Origin of the sequence: Enterococcus sp. C63, from assembly GCF_040887215.1 — a bacterium.
Lineage (GTDB): Bacteria > Bacillota > Bacilli > Lactobacillales > Enterococcaceae > Enterococcus_B > Enterococcus_B hirae.
In genome coordinates this window covers 319,938-334,930 of the sequence record NZ_JBFOFI010000003.1, presented here as the reverse complement: position 1 = coordinate 334,930, position 14,993 = coordinate 319,938, and the positions used below count along the sequence as shown (strand labels likewise).

Below are 14,993 nucleotides of genomic sequence, written 5' to 3'. Positions count from 1 at the left end.
AATGAGGGTCAAGGGGGATGGAAATGGTCGAAGTAGTAGGTGTCCGTTATAAAGAAGCAGGTCCTATCTATTATTTTAAACCTGGTCAATTAACGTATGAATACAACGAGAAAGTAATCGTTGAAACTCAAAAAAACTTACATATTGCAACTGTCGCCATTCCTAAAGCAGAACTTGATCCGGAAGAATTGCCTGAGCAAATCAGTTCAATTTTGCATAAAGCGACACAAGCAGAACTCGAAAAAGAACAAAAAAATAAAGAAGATGCAGAACAAGCCAGGCTGATTGCGAAAGAAAAAGTCAAAAAACATGGGTTAGAAATGAAGATCATTCATGTAGAATATACGTTAGATCGTAGTAAACTCATTTTTTCATTCACAGCAGATGGACGAATTGATTTTCGGGAATTAGTCAAAGACTTAGCTGCCGTGTTTCGCACTAGGATTGAACTTCAACAAATCGGAGTACGAGATGAAGCAAAATTGCTAGGTGGGATTGGTCCATGTGGACGGCCTTTATGCTGTGCTTCTTTTTTAGGAGATTTTGTTCCAGTTTCAATCAAAATGGCAAAAAATCAAAATTTGTCCTTAAACCCGACTAAGATATCTGGGTTGTGTGGACGTTTGATGTGTTGCTTGCAATATGAAAATGAAGAATATGAATTAGCAAAAAAAGCACTTCCAGATTTTGGAACAGTGGTTAACACTCCTGATGGTAAAGGGAAAGTTGTCGGCTTGAACTTACTTAATCGACTAGTAAATGTTCGATTAACAGGTCGGGAAAATCCAATCGAATATGAATGGGATGAATTGAAAAACTTCATCCAGGTAGGTGAGATAAATGGATAAGAGATCATTATATGATGGCTTGAACCAATTAGAATCAGAGCTAAGAAATACATTAACTGAATTGGTGGAAATGAAGCAAGCATTACATGAGATCGTTGAAAAAAATACAACGTTGGAAATGGAAAATCAACGTTTAAGAGAGCATTTACGGGAATTAAATCAAGTACAAACACCAGCAGATAATGTGAAACAAGAACTTTCAAAATCTCGTATGAACTTAGAAAAGATTTATGAAGAAGGCTTTCATGTTTGTTATGATCTCTATGGCTCAAGACGTGAGAATGACGAACCTTGTGCCTTTTGTTTAGAAGTCATCTATCGAGAAAGCGGACGGTAAACAAAGAGATTTGAAACAAGCCTGATATTGCTTATTTTTAGCGATTAATAAACGGCACTCACAGTATCACTTCTACGGAATTAAGTCCGAAAATAAAAAATAAGAAATGCTATTTTTCAATGTTTCGCCCTTAATTCTTAAAGGAGGCCGTGTTGTTCACGACCTCTTATATGGCGTTCAAAGCATTGCTTCTGCGGAATTAAGCTCAAAAAATTAAAAATATGAAAAGCTATTTTCAATTTTTCGTTCTTAATTCTTGAAGCAGCCCATGCTTTTCACGACCTCTTACACAGGAGAATAAATCATGCTTAATCAAAAAAGTTTTAAAGGACATCATGAAACTGGCTCGCTTTATTTAGTACCGACTCCGATTGGCAATTTAGAAGATATGACTTATCGTAGTGTACGGATATTACAAGAAGTAGACTTGATCGCCAGTGAGGATACACGAAATACCCAAAAATTACTGAATCATTTTGAGATTCAGACACCGCAAAAAAGTTTACATGAACACAACTATAAGGAACGAATTCCGCAATTGATCGCTGAGTTGATGTCTGGTCGCTCGATTGCACAGGTAAGTGATGCTGGGATGCCTTCTATTAGCGATCCAGGACATGAGCTGGTACTTGCTTGCATCCAAGCGGGGATTCCGGTAATCGCTATTCCAGGACCAACTGCTGGGATGACTGCGTTGATTGCTTCAGGCTTGTTACCTCAGCCATTTTTATTTTATGGTTTTTTAGGAAGAAAGAAAAAAGAACAACAAACAACGTTAGAAACATTGAAAGAATACTCAGCTACATTGATTTTTTACGAATCTCCTTATCGGATCAGTGCAACTTTAACGAATATGTTGACTGTTTTTGGTAACCGTCAAGTTGTTTTGTGTCGAGAATTAACAAAAATCCATGAAGAATATTTACGTGGAAGTATTGAAGAGTTATTAGACTACATTGAAGAACACCCTGTAAAGGGAGAATGCTGTTTATTGGTTGAAGGAAATACTGGAAGTGAAGAGCCACAAACACAAATTGAAGGATCATTGAAAGAACAAGTCGAACAGTTGATTGCTCTTGGGGAAAAAACAAATGCAGCTATTAAAGCTGTTGCTGTAAAAAACGGACTCAAAAAGCAAGAAGTATATCGACAATTTCACGACTTGGACTAGTTGTATCGAAAAAGATATTTTTTGAAGGAAAGTTATGTCCGAATTGCATAGGAAAGAACGTTTCTTTCTTGGTAATGACCATTTGATTTCAATGAAAATTTAACTGATTTGAGACTTTTTCTAACGATTATCGAGGTGATCAATGTGAAAACATATGTAGGTTTACTTGATAAGATCAGAGTGATAAAGACGCAACCATTGCTTGTTCGGTTTACATTGGAAACCATTCATCAGCCACTTAATTGTATTGTTGCAAATGTCGAGATTGCGGATAAGTTGATGATGATGGAAGAAAGAAAATATAACATTGCTGTTACAGGACACTTGAATCGACGTAATCAGCTAGTTGTTGAGAGTTTGCAAGTGAGAAATCCAGATCAATATACACGAAATCTCAAAATCTAGAGCGAGTGCGAGAAGTACTATGAAATTAGTGCGGTGCAATGTTACCCGCAGATTTCAAATATTAAAACACCATAGAGATTGAATGAAGTTCAACCTCTATGGTGTTTTTACGTAATGTCAACTACATAGCTAAATAAACCATAGTGAAAAAAATACTAGAACGAATTTCCAAAATTTCGCCCATAGTAAGATGAAGGGAACTTAAGCAAACCTAAGTAAACCTAAGAGGTATTTTATCCTATCTAAAGGTTAGCGCGCATTAATTGTCTTCATATGGCTATAGTATAGGTTAAGACAACGATTACTGAAACAATTCTTCATAGCTGATCGTTTCATCAGAGTTATTTAACTGATCCAGCAACGTTTCTAGTTTCGCAAAATTGATAAAGCGTGCTTGTCGTTCGACTTCTTTATTTTTATGGTAGATCAAAATAACAGGAGCAGTCAATATTTGAAAGGCGCTAGCTACTTCAGGTGTTTCCACAGCATCTAAATGAAAACTAGGAAAATCATACTGATCCAATAATTTCTTCAAACGAGGAAGAACAGCATGACATACGCTGCAATTTGGCATAGATAAGTAAAGAACTACCGTTTCATCTTGTGCTAATGACTGATGTACTTCTGATAGATTCGTGGTTTTTTTCATATAAAAAACGTCCTTCCTAATCAAAACAGCCTTTCACAATAAACGTTGTGAAAGATTTCGTGAACCCATTTAATCACAATAAGAAAAAAAGTCAATTAACTTGTCTTATTTTTATCAAATAAAAGATAAGAGTTAGGTAAGAAATAGAAGTAACCTTGTTTTTTTTTAGCGAAAAGCGTATATTATTCTGGCAAATGATGTTTATAGTAAGGAGCGAAAAAATGTTTTCTTTTATACCAAATTCGGTATTGCAGATGAGTACGATTTTTCTATCAATCGTTATTGAAGCTTTACCATTTGTTCTATTAGGCTGTCTCATCTCTGGGGCACTACAAGTCTTTTTAACACCTGAGCGAGTCAAACGCTGGTTACCAGATAATCGCTTTTTATCCATTTTGACTGGTTCTGTTTTAGGATTTTTCTTTCCATCCTGTGAATGTGGGATCGTACCGATCGTTCATCAGTTTGTCAAAAAAGGAGTTCCTGTGCATACCGCTTTTGCATTTATGTTAACAGCACCTATTATCAATCCAATCGTCATTTTTTCTACTTTTATTGCATTTGGGAACTCTTGGGAAATGGCCGGTTGGCGAATGGTTGGAAGCTTTGTGGTAGCGTTGATCATTGGTATCTGGCTCGCTTATTTTCAAAAAGAAAGTGTATTGAAAACGAAGATCCAACAAACAATCGATCATAACCATCCTCACACCCATCATCATGACCACACCCATGGTACCAATGAACACGAGGAGGTCAAAATTGGGAGAATCAAGCAACTTAGTCAGCAAACAGCGCACGTCCTTACACATTCGATCGATGAATTTTTTGATACGGGTCGGTATCTGATTGTCGGTGGTCTGATTGCCGCTAGTATGCAAACTTACTTGCCAACTCGTGTCATGTTGACACTGGGCTCAACCAAACTACTAGCAATTATTATCATGCTTCTTCTAGCTTTTACGATGTCCCTATGCTCGGAAGCAGATGCGTTCATCGGGTCCTCCTTACTCAGCCTTTTTGGTACAGCTCCTGTGGTGGCATTCTTAGTATTTGGACCAATGGTGGATATCAAAAACCTTTTGATGATGAAACGCTATTTTAATGGTCGCTTTATTTTGATGCTCATTGGTTTGATAGCCGTTAGTGTGATTGGTTTTACATTATTTATCTAGGAGGAGCAGTATGATACGATTTTTGATATTATCTGGTTATTTTGAGCTAATGATGTATTTACAAGTATCTGGGAAATTAGATCAGTACATCAATGTTCATTATCGTTATTTGGCTATTTTATCGATGATTTTATCTGCTTTACTTGCATTGGTCCAATTGTATATTTGGGTCAAGAGTGATTCAGTAAAAGGGAAAAAACAGGTAGATGAAGAAGTACACCATCACCACGATCATGATCACGATCACGGGTTAACCAAACCCTCACAACGAGTGATCGCTTATGTTCTGTTGGCTTTACCTGTTATTGTCGGTACTTTATTTCCGACAGTCAGTTTAGATACGACGATTGTGGAAGCAAAAGGATTCAATTTTCCAATAAGTAAGGAGTCGGTTGGAGACCCTGAAATGCAGACACAATATTTAAAGCCTGATACGAGCATTTATTTTAACAAGTCTGACTATTTGGATCAGATGAAAAAATTAAAAGAAAAATATGATGACAAACAACTTATTAAGATCACTGATGAGAATTACTTGGAAGTCATGGAATTGATTTATAATTACCCAAGTGAATTTATTGGGAAAAAAATCTCTTATGAAGGCTTTGTGTATAAAACGCCAGATGGGGAAAAAGAAGATAATTTCTTATTCCGTTTTGGAATCATCCATTGCGTTGCTGATTCAGGTGTATTCGGTCTATTGACACATATGCCGGAAGGAACGAATGTCAAAAACGATGAGTGGTATAAAGTAGAAGGCACCATCCAATCTGACTACTATGAACCCTTCAAACGGGACATTCCAGTTGTAGAGGTCAATACTCTAACCAAAATCGAGGCGCCCAAAAATCAATATGTGTATCGGTCATTTTAAAGCAAAGACTAAAATTATTAATGACAAAAACAACTGATGTGACAATAAGAAAACCAAAGTACTTGAAAATAGCTTGTAGCTTGCCTATTTTCTAGATACTTTGGTTTTTTATTCATAGCATGATTATTTTTGCCGTTACTTTTTCATTTATGAACGTTTTTCGTTGTTCTTTTTTTTCGTTTCAAAAAAATGGCTTCTCGTTTTAATTTGAAGTTTCGGATATTGTGGTTGAAGACCTCTGATAAAACGAGTCCTAAAGCAATAGCACCAGCAATCATGATCGCTTGAACTGTATAACTCGCAGCTGCCTGATAAGAGCCAGTTACTAGATTCCTCACTGCTTGATAAGCCAGACCTCCAGGAACTAGTGGTACCATGCCAGGGATATTAAAGATGGTTACAGGCATTTTTAATCGTTTAGAAAAAAGATCACTGATAAATGCAACACCTAAAGAACCCAGTAATGAACCAAAGGCCGGCGTGCCACCCAAATCCACACATATCCAATAGATCATCCAGCCAAAGGCACCAGAGAGCCCGCAACAAATCAAGGCACGTCTAGGAACGTTGGTGATGATTGCAAAAGCTGCTGTGGCTAAAAAGCTAAAAGAAAATTGAATAAATAGATTCCACATCATCATGTTCCTTTCTCAATAAAAAAGTTGGAAGATAAAGGCAATCGCAAATCCGATCATTGTGGCAGTCATCATGGCTTCTGTACCACGAGAAACTCCAGAAACATAGTGTCCAGCTAGTAAATCCCGAATAGCATTTGTAATCTGTACTCCAGGAACAAGGGGCATGACGCAACCGATGATGATCAAATCCTGATTGGCACCTAATCCGACACGAACACTGAGAATAGCTGTAAGACCAATTAACAAGGAAGATAAGAACTCTGACAAAAATTTGATCCGAAAAAATTTTAAACTATATAAGTAAATCGCATAGCCGATACCGCCGATCATCAAAGTGATTGGTAGATCACTCATTTCTCCACCAAATAAGACCATGATCGTTCCGCTAATCACCGCAGCACTTAAAATTTGAAGCCATACTGGGAAAAATGACCGATCTTTTTCAATGGCTTGTAAGGCAATGTAGAGATCATTCAAAGTTAACTCACCAGCAACATATTTTCTAGAAAGATTATTGACATTGACAACTTTTTCCAGATTAATGGAGCGATTGGTGATTTGTTCCATTCTAATGGTTGACGTACGGTCAAGACCAATAAACAAACCCGTTTGAGTAACATAGCTGACTAGGCGATAATTGCCAGAAGCAAGAGCGATTCGGCTCATTGTGTCTTCTACTCGGTACATCTCAGCATTGCTTTCCATCATGATTTTGCCAGCTAATAAACAAGTATCAAGTAATAAATCCAACTCTTTTTCTGTCATAATATTTTCTCCAATAGTTCATTTGTTGCTTTTATTTTACTACAAATGACTAAATAAAAGAGAAATAAATAAATACTTGAGTATGAAAAGAAAGAGGCGTATACTGATTTTTGTAAGATGCGGGTGTAGTTTAGTGGTAAAATCCCAGCTTCCCAAGCTGATGTCGCGGGTTCGATTCCCGTCACCCGCTTAAACGAACGATAAGAATGAAGAGAAACAGTATTGATCACATGTTGTTTGATCAATACTGTTTTTTGTTTTTGAGTCACAAGGCATTTTTTGCTTGATTAAGTGAAAACATACTGTTTTAAGATCAATGATTTTTTATGACGTATTCTTTTTAAGAAGAGATCAATTTTTACTTAGTATAGAGAATTAAAGGTAGAAATAAATGGAATAAAATAAGTTTAAATATTTTAAAAAAGGGGAACGTATGTTAAAGTTTAGAATAGTTGTTTAGAAAAGGAGTAAAGAAATGCAGAAAAAATCAACAAAAGCCATTATGGGTGTGGTTGTTGCTGTTTTAGCAGGGGCACTAGGACTATCAACACAAAAAAATTCAGATATCGTTCAACAAATTACTGGGTTATTTGACTCAACCCCACAAGCGTCAAAAGTAGCAGACGTACCAGAATATGATGGGAAGCATCAAGAAATTGAGATCAATCAGAATCGCCCAGATTTCACTGAAGAAGATTTGAGCTTAGCTAAAGGAACATGGCAAAGCTATTCAAATATTGATCGATTGAACCGTGTAGGTGCGGCCAATGCGTTATTGGGAAAAGACCTTTTTCCAAAAGAAAAACGCGAGCCGTTGTATATTGATCCAACTGGTTGGAAACAAAAAAAATTAAGCGATGGCCAATGGCTTTATAATCGTAGCCATTTGATTGGTTATCAATTGACTGGACAAAACAACAACATCAAAAATTTGATGACAGGTACTCGTTCATTAAATGCGCCGTATATGCTAGTCCATGAAAATGATATTGCCGCTTATATCAAAGAAACCAATCATCACGTTCGTTATCGTGTCACTCCACATTTTAAGGGGAATGAATTAGTTGCCAGAGGAGTGCAATTAGAAGCAGAAAGTATTGAAGATAAAAAAATAAAATTTAATGTGTTTATTTATAACGTTCAAGAGGGTTATGAAATCAACTATGATACCGGACAGGCGAGAAAAAAATAGCTAATGACATTTGATAGTATACGAAAAAAGTATGAACTTTTTGAAGAATTATCGAAAAAGCTTATATTTATTTAAATATAGCGTATACTTTGGTTAAGATACGATCAAGTAACTGAACATTTGATCACAAATATGTTAAAGTAATGAGAAGTCTGTTTATTAATTTAACCGGAAGTTTTTTAAGATTTATTTGTAGTTTTAAGGTAATTCGAGTAAAATAAAAGTGTAGAAGGTAAATGAATACCTTGCGGGAAAGAGGTGTAGAATCATGGGTTTTACAGATGAAACCGTACGTTTTGGTTTTGACGATAGTCGTAAAAAAGAAGTAAGTGAGACATTAGCGATCGTTTATCGGGCTTTAGAAGAAAAAGGCTACAATCCAATTAATCAGATTGTTGGCTACTTGCTTTCTGGAGACCCGGCCTACATTCCTCGTTATCGTGATGCAAGAAACTTGATACGTCGTCACGAACGCGATGAAATCATGGAAGTAATTGTTAAAGATTATCTAACAAACCATGGGGTAAGTATATGAGAGTAATGGGCTTAGATGTGGGCTCAAAAACAGTTGGTATTGCTGTTAGCGATCCATTTGGTTGGACCGCTCAAGGAGTAGAGATCATTCGTATTGATGAAGAGGCGGAAGAGTTTGGCTTTGACCGTTTGAAAGAACTAGTCGATCAATATGAAGTAGACCGATTTGTCGTAGGCTTACCTAAAAATATGAATAATACAATTGGACCAAGAGCAGAAAGCTCAATGGCTTATGGAGAAAAAATTAAAGAATTATTCTCGTTACCAGTTGAATATCAAGATGAACGACTAACCACAGTTCAAGCTGAACGAATGTTAGTTGAGCAAGCCAATACATCAAGAGCTAAAAGAAAAAAAGTGATTGATAAATTAGCTGCTGTCATGATTTTACAAAATTATTTAGACGGTTCAGGAAAAAAATTATTTTAATTTCAATGAAAAGAGGGAGACTTATGACAGAACATAACCACACACATGACCACGATCACGAAGGGCACGAGCATATCACCTTAGTAGATGATCAAGGAAACGAAACATTATATGAAATCTTATTAACAGTTGATGGACAAGAAGAATTTGGCCGTAACTACGTATTGCTTTATCCAGCTGGTGTACCAGAAGATGAAGATGTTGAGTTGCAAGCCTATGCTTATGTCGAAAATGAAGATGGTACAGAAGGCGAACTAGAACAAATCGAAACTGATGCAGAATGGGACATGATTGAAGAAGTATTCAACACGTTCATGGCTGAAGAAGAAGAATAGTCTTAAAATGACGGCTGAACCCTTGATAGATAAGGGTTCAGCTTTTTTGTGTTTTGCTTTGGCCAAGGTTATTAAAAATCGGCTCTTTGTCAAGAAGGACTGATGGGTGGAGTAAAATCAAATCTGAGTCTGAACAATCAACTCGGTTTCATCAGCCACATAAATAATAGAGTCAAAATAGTTAAGTGTATTTTGTTTTAAGGAATGATCAAGAATAAAGTATGCAGAAAATATCTGATTTCTAGATAGGAATATAAAACCCTTCGTAGGGTACGATATAATAATAAGAGGTTCTTTGTGATGAAGTATGTGACTTGTCATTGTTTCTAAGAATGAAATGACAGATAAAGTGAATATTCTTGTCCACTTTTTCAGATGTTCAAGCGTTGTATAGATGAAAGGAGAAAATGAAATGAAACAGGAGGGAACATTTGAAGAAGTATTACTTTTATTAGGGCAAGAAGTAATCAGAGTGCTAATAGAAAAGGGGAGTACGTTGGAAGACGCAGAAGATGCTGTTTCTAAAACCTATGATACTATATTTTCTTCTCTTATCTATATGACACAGGATAATTTACGTCCTTGGTTTTTTAGAGTTTCTTTCAATAACTATATTGATCTATTCAGGAAAAAGAAGCGTGAAAAAGAGCTTATTTTTCGCTATGTTGACTCGCAGTCGAATGGAACTAATGAATCAGAAAATTTATGGATGATTATCGACTCGCTAAAAAGGCAAGAACAAGAATTACTGATTTTTAAGTATTATTATCGACTATCGTATGAGGACATCGCGAGTATGTTAAATCAAAAAGTAGAAACCGTGAAAAAGCAATTATACAGAGCACGAAAAAAATTAAAGGCAAACTGGGAGGATGAGTGATGGATTTGAATAGGAGTATCAAAAAAGCCAAAAGAAAGCAGATAATAATGGTCAGTTGTGTTTCAATCATAATTTTTCTTACGATGTCGGGTATCTTGGTTTTTATATTAGATAAAGTCGCTACGAAAAATTATCATGAGCTAGATCAGTCGTTATTTGCTTATCAAACAATTGCGTCACCAAATACACAAATTGACTCACAAGTGATTGCTAACAGCTCAATTTTGGGCGGGGAGGTCGTAACTAACCAATCGAAAAACATTGATGGCTACATTGTACCCTGGAGTAGTTTACATAATAAGTACAATGTTTTTGGCAACGAAGTGGACAATAATGAACGGATGACATCTTGGTATCATTCCCTTAAAAATTCATATGAATATAATCGTCAAACCAAACAAAAAGTCGCCACATTCTACAATCCGACGATTGCAAACTATTATGGTGGGGTGAAAAATGAATTAGCGGATTTAAAAAGCACGGATGATTTACTTGCAGAAGTAGCGATTTCCTTTGATCGGCCCTATCGCTATAGTGAAGTGAAAAAAATGTTTCCGGAAAATGTCAATGTTGTCTGGTTGTATTTATTTTCTGAAGAGAGAGACGAAAGCAAAGGACGTTCCGGTATGCCAACGTATGGTTTTCAGTTAAATTTTGATGAAAAGAATCAGCTGATTGATGCAGAAGCAGATAAAGATTATTTTTTCAGCTCATTTGAATCACACGTTTCTTCTGTGAATAATAAAGCAATGGTAAATTTTCTAAAGGAAAACGAAAATAAGAAAGTAGATGACCTAGAAGTCTTAGGAGTAATGATTACAGGACAAGCAAAGAATTTAGCAGAACTAAAAGACAAACCCTTTGTTAGAGGCAGTTCTGTTGGTGTAACAGTACCGATTGTTCCCTACATTGCACCGGAAAAATAGCAAGCTATCTTAAACAAGGAAATTGAATGAGTCGTTTTAAAATAAGAGCTAAGAAAATCCCCAATTATTTTAAATAGAAATTCAAGGAGACCAGTTATGAAAACTAGAGTGCTTATAAAAACCTGTGAATTTCTGCTCTTAATATTAAGTCTATTTTTAGCTGTAAAACATTACATTTTGCTGTTTCCAAAAAAAGTAAAAATTCTTTTATGTCTCATCAAAAAGGACTATTACTTCCCTTATGGATGGAAAACACTATCGATTTAGTAGTAACAGTGATCGTGTTACTCTTGATAATCGTACTTTCATGATATAGATAAGTACTTACCTTAATTTATAAAACATGCTGACTGATAAAATAGGATCAGCAGACGGGGGCAAAAATCTTGAATTTTTGTCCCTTTTTGTCTTTCCTTTTTAGTGGGTGCCACATTTGTAATGTTGACACGTGGCTCTATGGGAATCATTTCTCTATATAACATTGCGCTACAAAATTTTATTCAAAATTTGGTGTGACAAATACTAAGAAAAATTTTTGCCATGTATAAAGAAAAGTTACAACTAGATTTTTCAATGATTATATAGTGTCTATTTAGGGCACGCTTTAAATAGACGTTTTATTTTATAGATGATTCGGGGGACAACTATAGATAATCTACATTAGGTATAGAAAGAGTAAGTTTTGCTACATATATAGTATTAATTACATATTCATAAGGGAAAATACTATTGGAAAATATTAAAACAAAAAAGGTGTATATTTCGTATAGTTGGTCAAATAAAGAACACAAGGAAGGGGTAATACGATTAGCTGAAGAGTTAGTGAATCTTGGTTCCTTGTCAGATATTATTGAGGGAGAGCCTATAAAAAATGTTGGTGAACTTCACCAACATCAAAACGTATAAAGCCATTCTATATAGAGCATTCCTTAACTGAAAAACTGTTTTATTTCTAGTGATATTTTGGAGTGACAGCTTTCAATATTTAGTCAGTTGGCAAACATAGTAATCAAATGTACTTTTCTTTTCAAAGCCCATGTTTACATATAAATCATATGCAATTTGATTGGTTTCATCGACTTCTAAATAAATTTCTTTTTCTTCTTTGATTAATAATTCTTGGATCAAACGGTTCAAGCAAAGTTTACCTAATCCTTGACCACGAAAATCCGGTGCTACGACTAAGCCGTAGATACCATAGGAAGATAGATCCTCTTCGATTCGGGCACAAGCAATCAGTTGATTTTCTTTATGAAAAACAACTGTTTTCTCTAAATCTTCAGATGACAATGGAGGAACCGTTGCCCCAATTTCTCCTAATTGGAGTTGGGCAATTAGGGAAGATTCCTTTAGAGTAGCTTTTTGTGGTCGATAAGGAGAATCTAGCTGTTTAAATTTGTTTGGCTGAAGAATCAACCGATACTCAGTAAACTGTTTGTTCAATTCTTTTTTCGACTCAAAGTAATTTTTCAAAAAAAGGTCACGTGGATCAGTGATGTAAAGAATCGTTGTTCGACCGATGGTTTGAGCGAATCGCATTATTTCATCAAGTAGTTGTTGTAAACAAGCCAAATTTTCATGCACGATCATTGTCACTTCTAGTTCGCTCTCATCATAAAAACTTAAAAAAGCATAGGCAATAAGTGTCTCTTCTTTAAAACAAAGGACATGGCGGATCTGGTCGTTCGTTTGTTCAGCAAAATCAGGAGCTAGTTTAAACTGGCAGTGACGCTGCTGTTCGATCTGTTCTTTCAATTCACGGATCGTTTGCTTGGTATCAGGTTGTAGCTGTCTTGTGATAGATGCTTTCATTTGTTTTCCCCAATCAAAAGATTTTTCTCATCTTATCTTATTTTTTTAACCAACACAATAAGAAAGTGAATCGCGGTAGTTGGTCGTTCCTTCATTTGGTCATGGAGCCAGAAAGCGAGTCATTGTATTCAACGAGAGTGTCATACAAATGCAATGCTCATAAAAATATAGTTTATAAGGAAAAGTGACATATAAATAAAATTTATGGTAGGTATTAGTTTTGACTATATTCTTTTCTCACGCCTATACTTCCCTTGTTACTAAAACCTAGGAGGAATTAGCTATGTTGACAGGATTAAACTTATTAAATAATCCATTTTTAAATAAAGGAACAGCTTTTACGAAAGAAGAACGTGCGAAATATGGGATTACAGGTATGTTACCAAGCACAGTCCAAACGTTAGAGGAACAATCGATTCAAGCATACGGACAATATTTGAGTAAACAAAGTGATCTTGAAAAACGAATCTTCTTAATGAATTTATTCAATACAAACCGGACACTTTTCTATAAATTAATGGGACAACATTTAGTTGAGTTTATGCCAGTTGTTTATGATCCAGTCGTTGCGGATTCAATCGAACAATACAATGAAATTTTCTTAAAACCGCAAGATGCTGCGTTTCTTTCAATTGATGAACCAGAAAATATCAAAGCAAGTTTACAAAATGCTGCGGACGGTCGAGACATTCGCTTGATCGTGGTGACTGATGCAGAAGGAATCTTAGGTATGGGTGACTGGGGAGTCAATGGTGTAGATATTGCGATCGGTAAATTGATGGTTTATACAGCAGCTGCTGGAATCAACCCTGCCCAAGTATTACCTGTATCAATCGATGCAGGAACAAATAATGAAGAATTACTAAATAATCCATTGTATTTAGGAAATCGCCATCGTCGTGTGACAGGACAAAAATATTATGAATTTATCGATCAATTCGTTGATGCAGCAACGGATCTTTTCCCAGAACTATTACTACATTGGGAAGATTTTGGACGAGGAAATGCTGCAACGATCTTAGAAAAATATGAAGATAAAATCACTACTTTCAATGATGATATCCAAGGAACAGGGATTGTTGTTCTTGCTGGTGTACTAGGTGGACTGAATATTTCTGGAGAATCATTGAAAGACCAAACTATTTTGACTTTTGGAGCCGGTACTGCGGGCGTAGGTATTGCCAATATTCTATTAGACGAAATGATTCGTCAAGGTGTATCAGAAGAAGAAGCTCGAAAACACTTTTATCAAGTAGACAAACAAGGGTTATTATTTGAAGATACAGAAGGTTTAACTCCAGGACAAATTCCTTTTGCTCGAAAACGATCTGAATTTACTAATTCTGCTGAACTAACAACTTTAGAAGCGGTCGTAAAAGAAATTCATCCAACAATCATGATTGGGACATCGACTCAACCAGGTGCGTTTACGGAAGAAATCGTTAAGGAAATGGCAAGCCATACACCACGTCCAATCATCATGCCATTGTCTAATCCAACGAAATTAGCGGAAGCGAAAGCCAAAGATTTAATTGAATGGACTGATGGGAAAGCATTAGTAGGAACTGGGATTCCGGCAGCAGACGTGGAATACCAAGGAGTAACTTATCAAATCGGACAAGCAAACAATGCGTTGATGTATCCAGGGTTAGGACTTGGTTTGATTGCTTCAACGGCTACACGTGTGAATGCTGAGATCATTTCTCAAGCAAGTCGTGCATTAGGTGGAATCGTTGATGTTACACAACCAGGCGCAGCAATTTTACCTCCAGTTGCGAAGATCACTGAATTTTCTCAAACAATTGCAGAAACAGTAGCGAAATCTGTTGTTTCTCAAAAATTGAATCGTGAAGAAATCACTGATATCAAAGCAGCAGTGGAATCTGCTAAATGGGTACCAGAATACCAAGAGTTAGACAAATAAACTTGACTAAATTTTTAAAACAAAGTGAATGAAGGATTAGTTGAGCACAATCATACACAGAGTACGTTAATCGGTGAAAGAAAAGCAGCTGATTAGATGCAA

18 protein-coding genes and 1 tRNA gene are annotated in these 14,993 nt (G+C 36.0%); 15 read left to right on the top strand and 4 right to left on the bottom strand.

From position 1 onward, the window contains the following. Positions 1 to 23: 23 nt before the first annotated feature. From AB3H90_RS06970 to AB3H90_RS06955, 4 genes are all read left to right on the top strand, one after another. Complete coding sequence (locus AB3H90_RS06970) at positions 24 to 848, top strand: stage 0 sporulation family protein (RefSeq protein ID WP_010738041.1); 825 nt, start codon at positions 24 to 26, stop codon at positions 846 to 848. Next, positions 841 to 1,185 (top strand): DNA replication initiation control protein YabA, encoded by a 345-nt coding sequence (locus tag AB3H90_RS06965; RefSeq protein ID WP_010718685.1) that lies wholly within the window; start codon positions 841 to 843, stop codon positions 1,183 to 1,185. The genes AB3H90_RS06970 and AB3H90_RS06965 overlap by 8 nt, the downstream gene beginning before the upstream one ends. Positions 1,186 to 1,489: 304 nt before the next feature. Next, the gene (gene rsmI / locus AB3H90_RS06960; RefSeq protein ID WP_368016443.1) at positions 1,490 to 2,356 is read left to right on the top strand and encodes a 16S rRNA (cytidine(1402)-2'-O)-methyltransferase; all 867 of its coding nucleotides are present in this window, start codon (positions 1,490 to 1,492) and stop codon (positions 2,354 to 2,356) included. A 144-nt stretch (positions 2,357 to 2,500) separates the two neighbouring features. Beyond that, the gene (locus tag AB3H90_RS06955; RefSeq protein ID WP_002328071.1) at positions 2,501 to 2,761 is read left to right on the top strand and encodes a hypothetical protein; all 261 of its coding nucleotides are present in this window, start codon (positions 2,501 to 2,503) and stop codon (positions 2,759 to 2,761) included. A 301-nt stretch (positions 2,762 to 3,062) separates the two neighbouring features. On the opposite strand, the gene AB3H90_RS06950 is transcribed toward AB3H90_RS06955, so the two are convergent. Next, positions 3,063 to 3,410: a thioredoxin family protein gene (locus AB3H90_RS06950; RefSeq protein WP_002328072.1), complete on the bottom strand. Its 348-nt coding sequence runs from the start codon at positions 3,408 to 3,410 to the stop codon at positions 3,063 to 3,065. A gap of 221 nt (positions 3,411 to 3,631) precedes the next feature. On the opposite strand from AB3H90_RS06950, the gene AB3H90_RS06945 reads away from it, so the two are divergent. Both AB3H90_RS06945 and AB3H90_RS06940 read left to right on the top strand, forming a co-directional pair. Then, complete coding sequence (locus tag AB3H90_RS06945) at positions 3,632 to 4,582, top strand: permease (RefSeq protein ID WP_368016442.1); 951 nt, start codon at positions 3,632 to 3,634, stop codon at positions 4,580 to 4,582. Between the two features lie 10 nt (positions 4,583 to 4,592). Further along, a complete protein-coding gene (locus AB3H90_RS06940; protein ID WP_010718682.1) occupies positions 4,593 to 5,456 on the top strand; it encodes a TIGR03943 family protein in 864 nt (287 codons plus the stop codon). 143 nt (positions 5,457 to 5,599) lie between these two features. Here the strand turns inward: AB3H90_RS06940 and AB3H90_RS06935 are convergent, their stop codons facing one another. Both AB3H90_RS06935 and AB3H90_RS06930 read right to left on the bottom strand, forming a co-directional pair. After that, entirely contained in the window at positions 5,600 to 6,091 is a 492-nt protein-coding gene (locus AB3H90_RS06935; RefSeq protein ID WP_353874970.1) for a threonine/serine exporter family protein, read from the bottom strand. Positions 6,092 to 6,106: 15 nt separating this feature from the next. Beyond that, on the bottom strand, positions 6,107 to 6,859 hold the full coding sequence (locus AB3H90_RS06930) for a threonine/serine exporter family protein (protein ID WP_010718680.1): 753 nt from the start codon (positions 6,857 to 6,859) through the stop codon (positions 6,107 to 6,109). A 119-nt stretch (positions 6,860 to 6,978) separates the two neighbouring features. On the opposite strand from AB3H90_RS06930, the gene AB3H90_RS06925 reads away from it, so the two are divergent. The 8 genes from AB3H90_RS06925 (at position 6,979) to AB3H90_RS06890 (ending at position 12,061) form a co-directional block, all read left to right on the top strand. Beyond that, positions 6,979 to 7,049, top strand: a tRNA-Gly gene (locus AB3H90_RS06925). Positions 7,050 to 7,334: 285 nt separating this feature from the next. Continuing rightward, on the top strand, positions 7,335 to 8,051 hold the full coding sequence (locus tag AB3H90_RS06920; RefSeq protein ID WP_010718679.1) for a DNA/RNA non-specific endonuclease: 717 nt from the start codon (positions 7,335 to 7,337) through the stop codon (positions 8,049 to 8,051). A 268-nt stretch (positions 8,052 to 8,319) separates the two neighbouring features. Further along, complete coding sequence (locus tag AB3H90_RS06915) at positions 8,320 to 8,586, top strand: IreB family regulatory phosphoprotein (RefSeq protein WP_010718678.1); 267 nt, start codon at positions 8,320 to 8,322, stop codon at positions 8,584 to 8,586. Continuing rightward, positions 8,583 to 9,014, top strand: coding sequence for a Holliday junction resolvase RuvX (gene ruvX / locus AB3H90_RS06910; RefSeq protein ID WP_010718677.1), 432 nt, complete (start codon positions 8,583 to 8,585; stop codon positions 9,012 to 9,014). The genes AB3H90_RS06915 and ruvX overlap by 4 nt, the downstream gene beginning before the upstream one ends. Before the next feature lie 23 nt (positions 9,015 to 9,037). Continuing rightward, positions 9,038 to 9,349, top strand: coding sequence for a DUF1292 domain-containing protein (locus tag AB3H90_RS06905; protein ID WP_010718676.1), 312 nt, complete (start codon positions 9,038 to 9,040; stop codon positions 9,347 to 9,349). 412 nt (positions 9,350 to 9,761) lie between these two features. Beyond that, positions 9,762 to 10,229 (top strand): RNA polymerase sigma factor, encoded by a 468-nt coding sequence (locus AB3H90_RS06900; protein WP_010738038.1) that lies wholly within the window; start codon positions 9,762 to 9,764, stop codon positions 10,227 to 10,229. Continuing rightward, positions 10,229 to 11,155, top strand: a complete 927-nt coding sequence (locus tag AB3H90_RS06895) for an anti sigma factor C-terminal domain-containing protein (protein WP_368016441.1) — start codon at positions 10,229 to 10,231, stop codon at positions 11,153 to 11,155. Before AB3H90_RS06900 ends, AB3H90_RS06895 begins: the two co-directional genes overlap by 1 nt. A 729-nt stretch (positions 11,156 to 11,884) precedes the next feature. Then, positions 11,885 to 12,061: a hypothetical protein gene (locus AB3H90_RS06890; RefSeq protein ID WP_368016440.1), complete on the top strand. Its 177-nt coding sequence runs from the start codon at positions 11,885 to 11,887 to the stop codon at positions 12,059 to 12,061. 72 nt (positions 12,062 to 12,133) lie between these two features. Here AB3H90_RS06890 and AB3H90_RS06885 read toward each other — a convergent pair whose 3' ends face one another. Continuing rightward, positions 12,134 to 12,967, bottom strand: a complete 834-nt coding sequence (locus AB3H90_RS06885) for a GNAT family N-acetyltransferase (RefSeq protein WP_368016439.1) — start codon at positions 12,965 to 12,967, stop codon at positions 12,134 to 12,136. Positions 12,968 to 13,250: 283 nt separating this feature from the next. On the opposite strand from AB3H90_RS06885, the gene AB3H90_RS06880 reads away from it, so the two are divergent. Next, entirely contained in the window at positions 13,251 to 14,891 is a 1,641-nt protein-coding gene (locus tag AB3H90_RS06880) for a malolactic enzyme (protein WP_010718666.1), read from the top strand. Positions 14,892 to 14,993 lie beyond the last annotated feature (102 nt).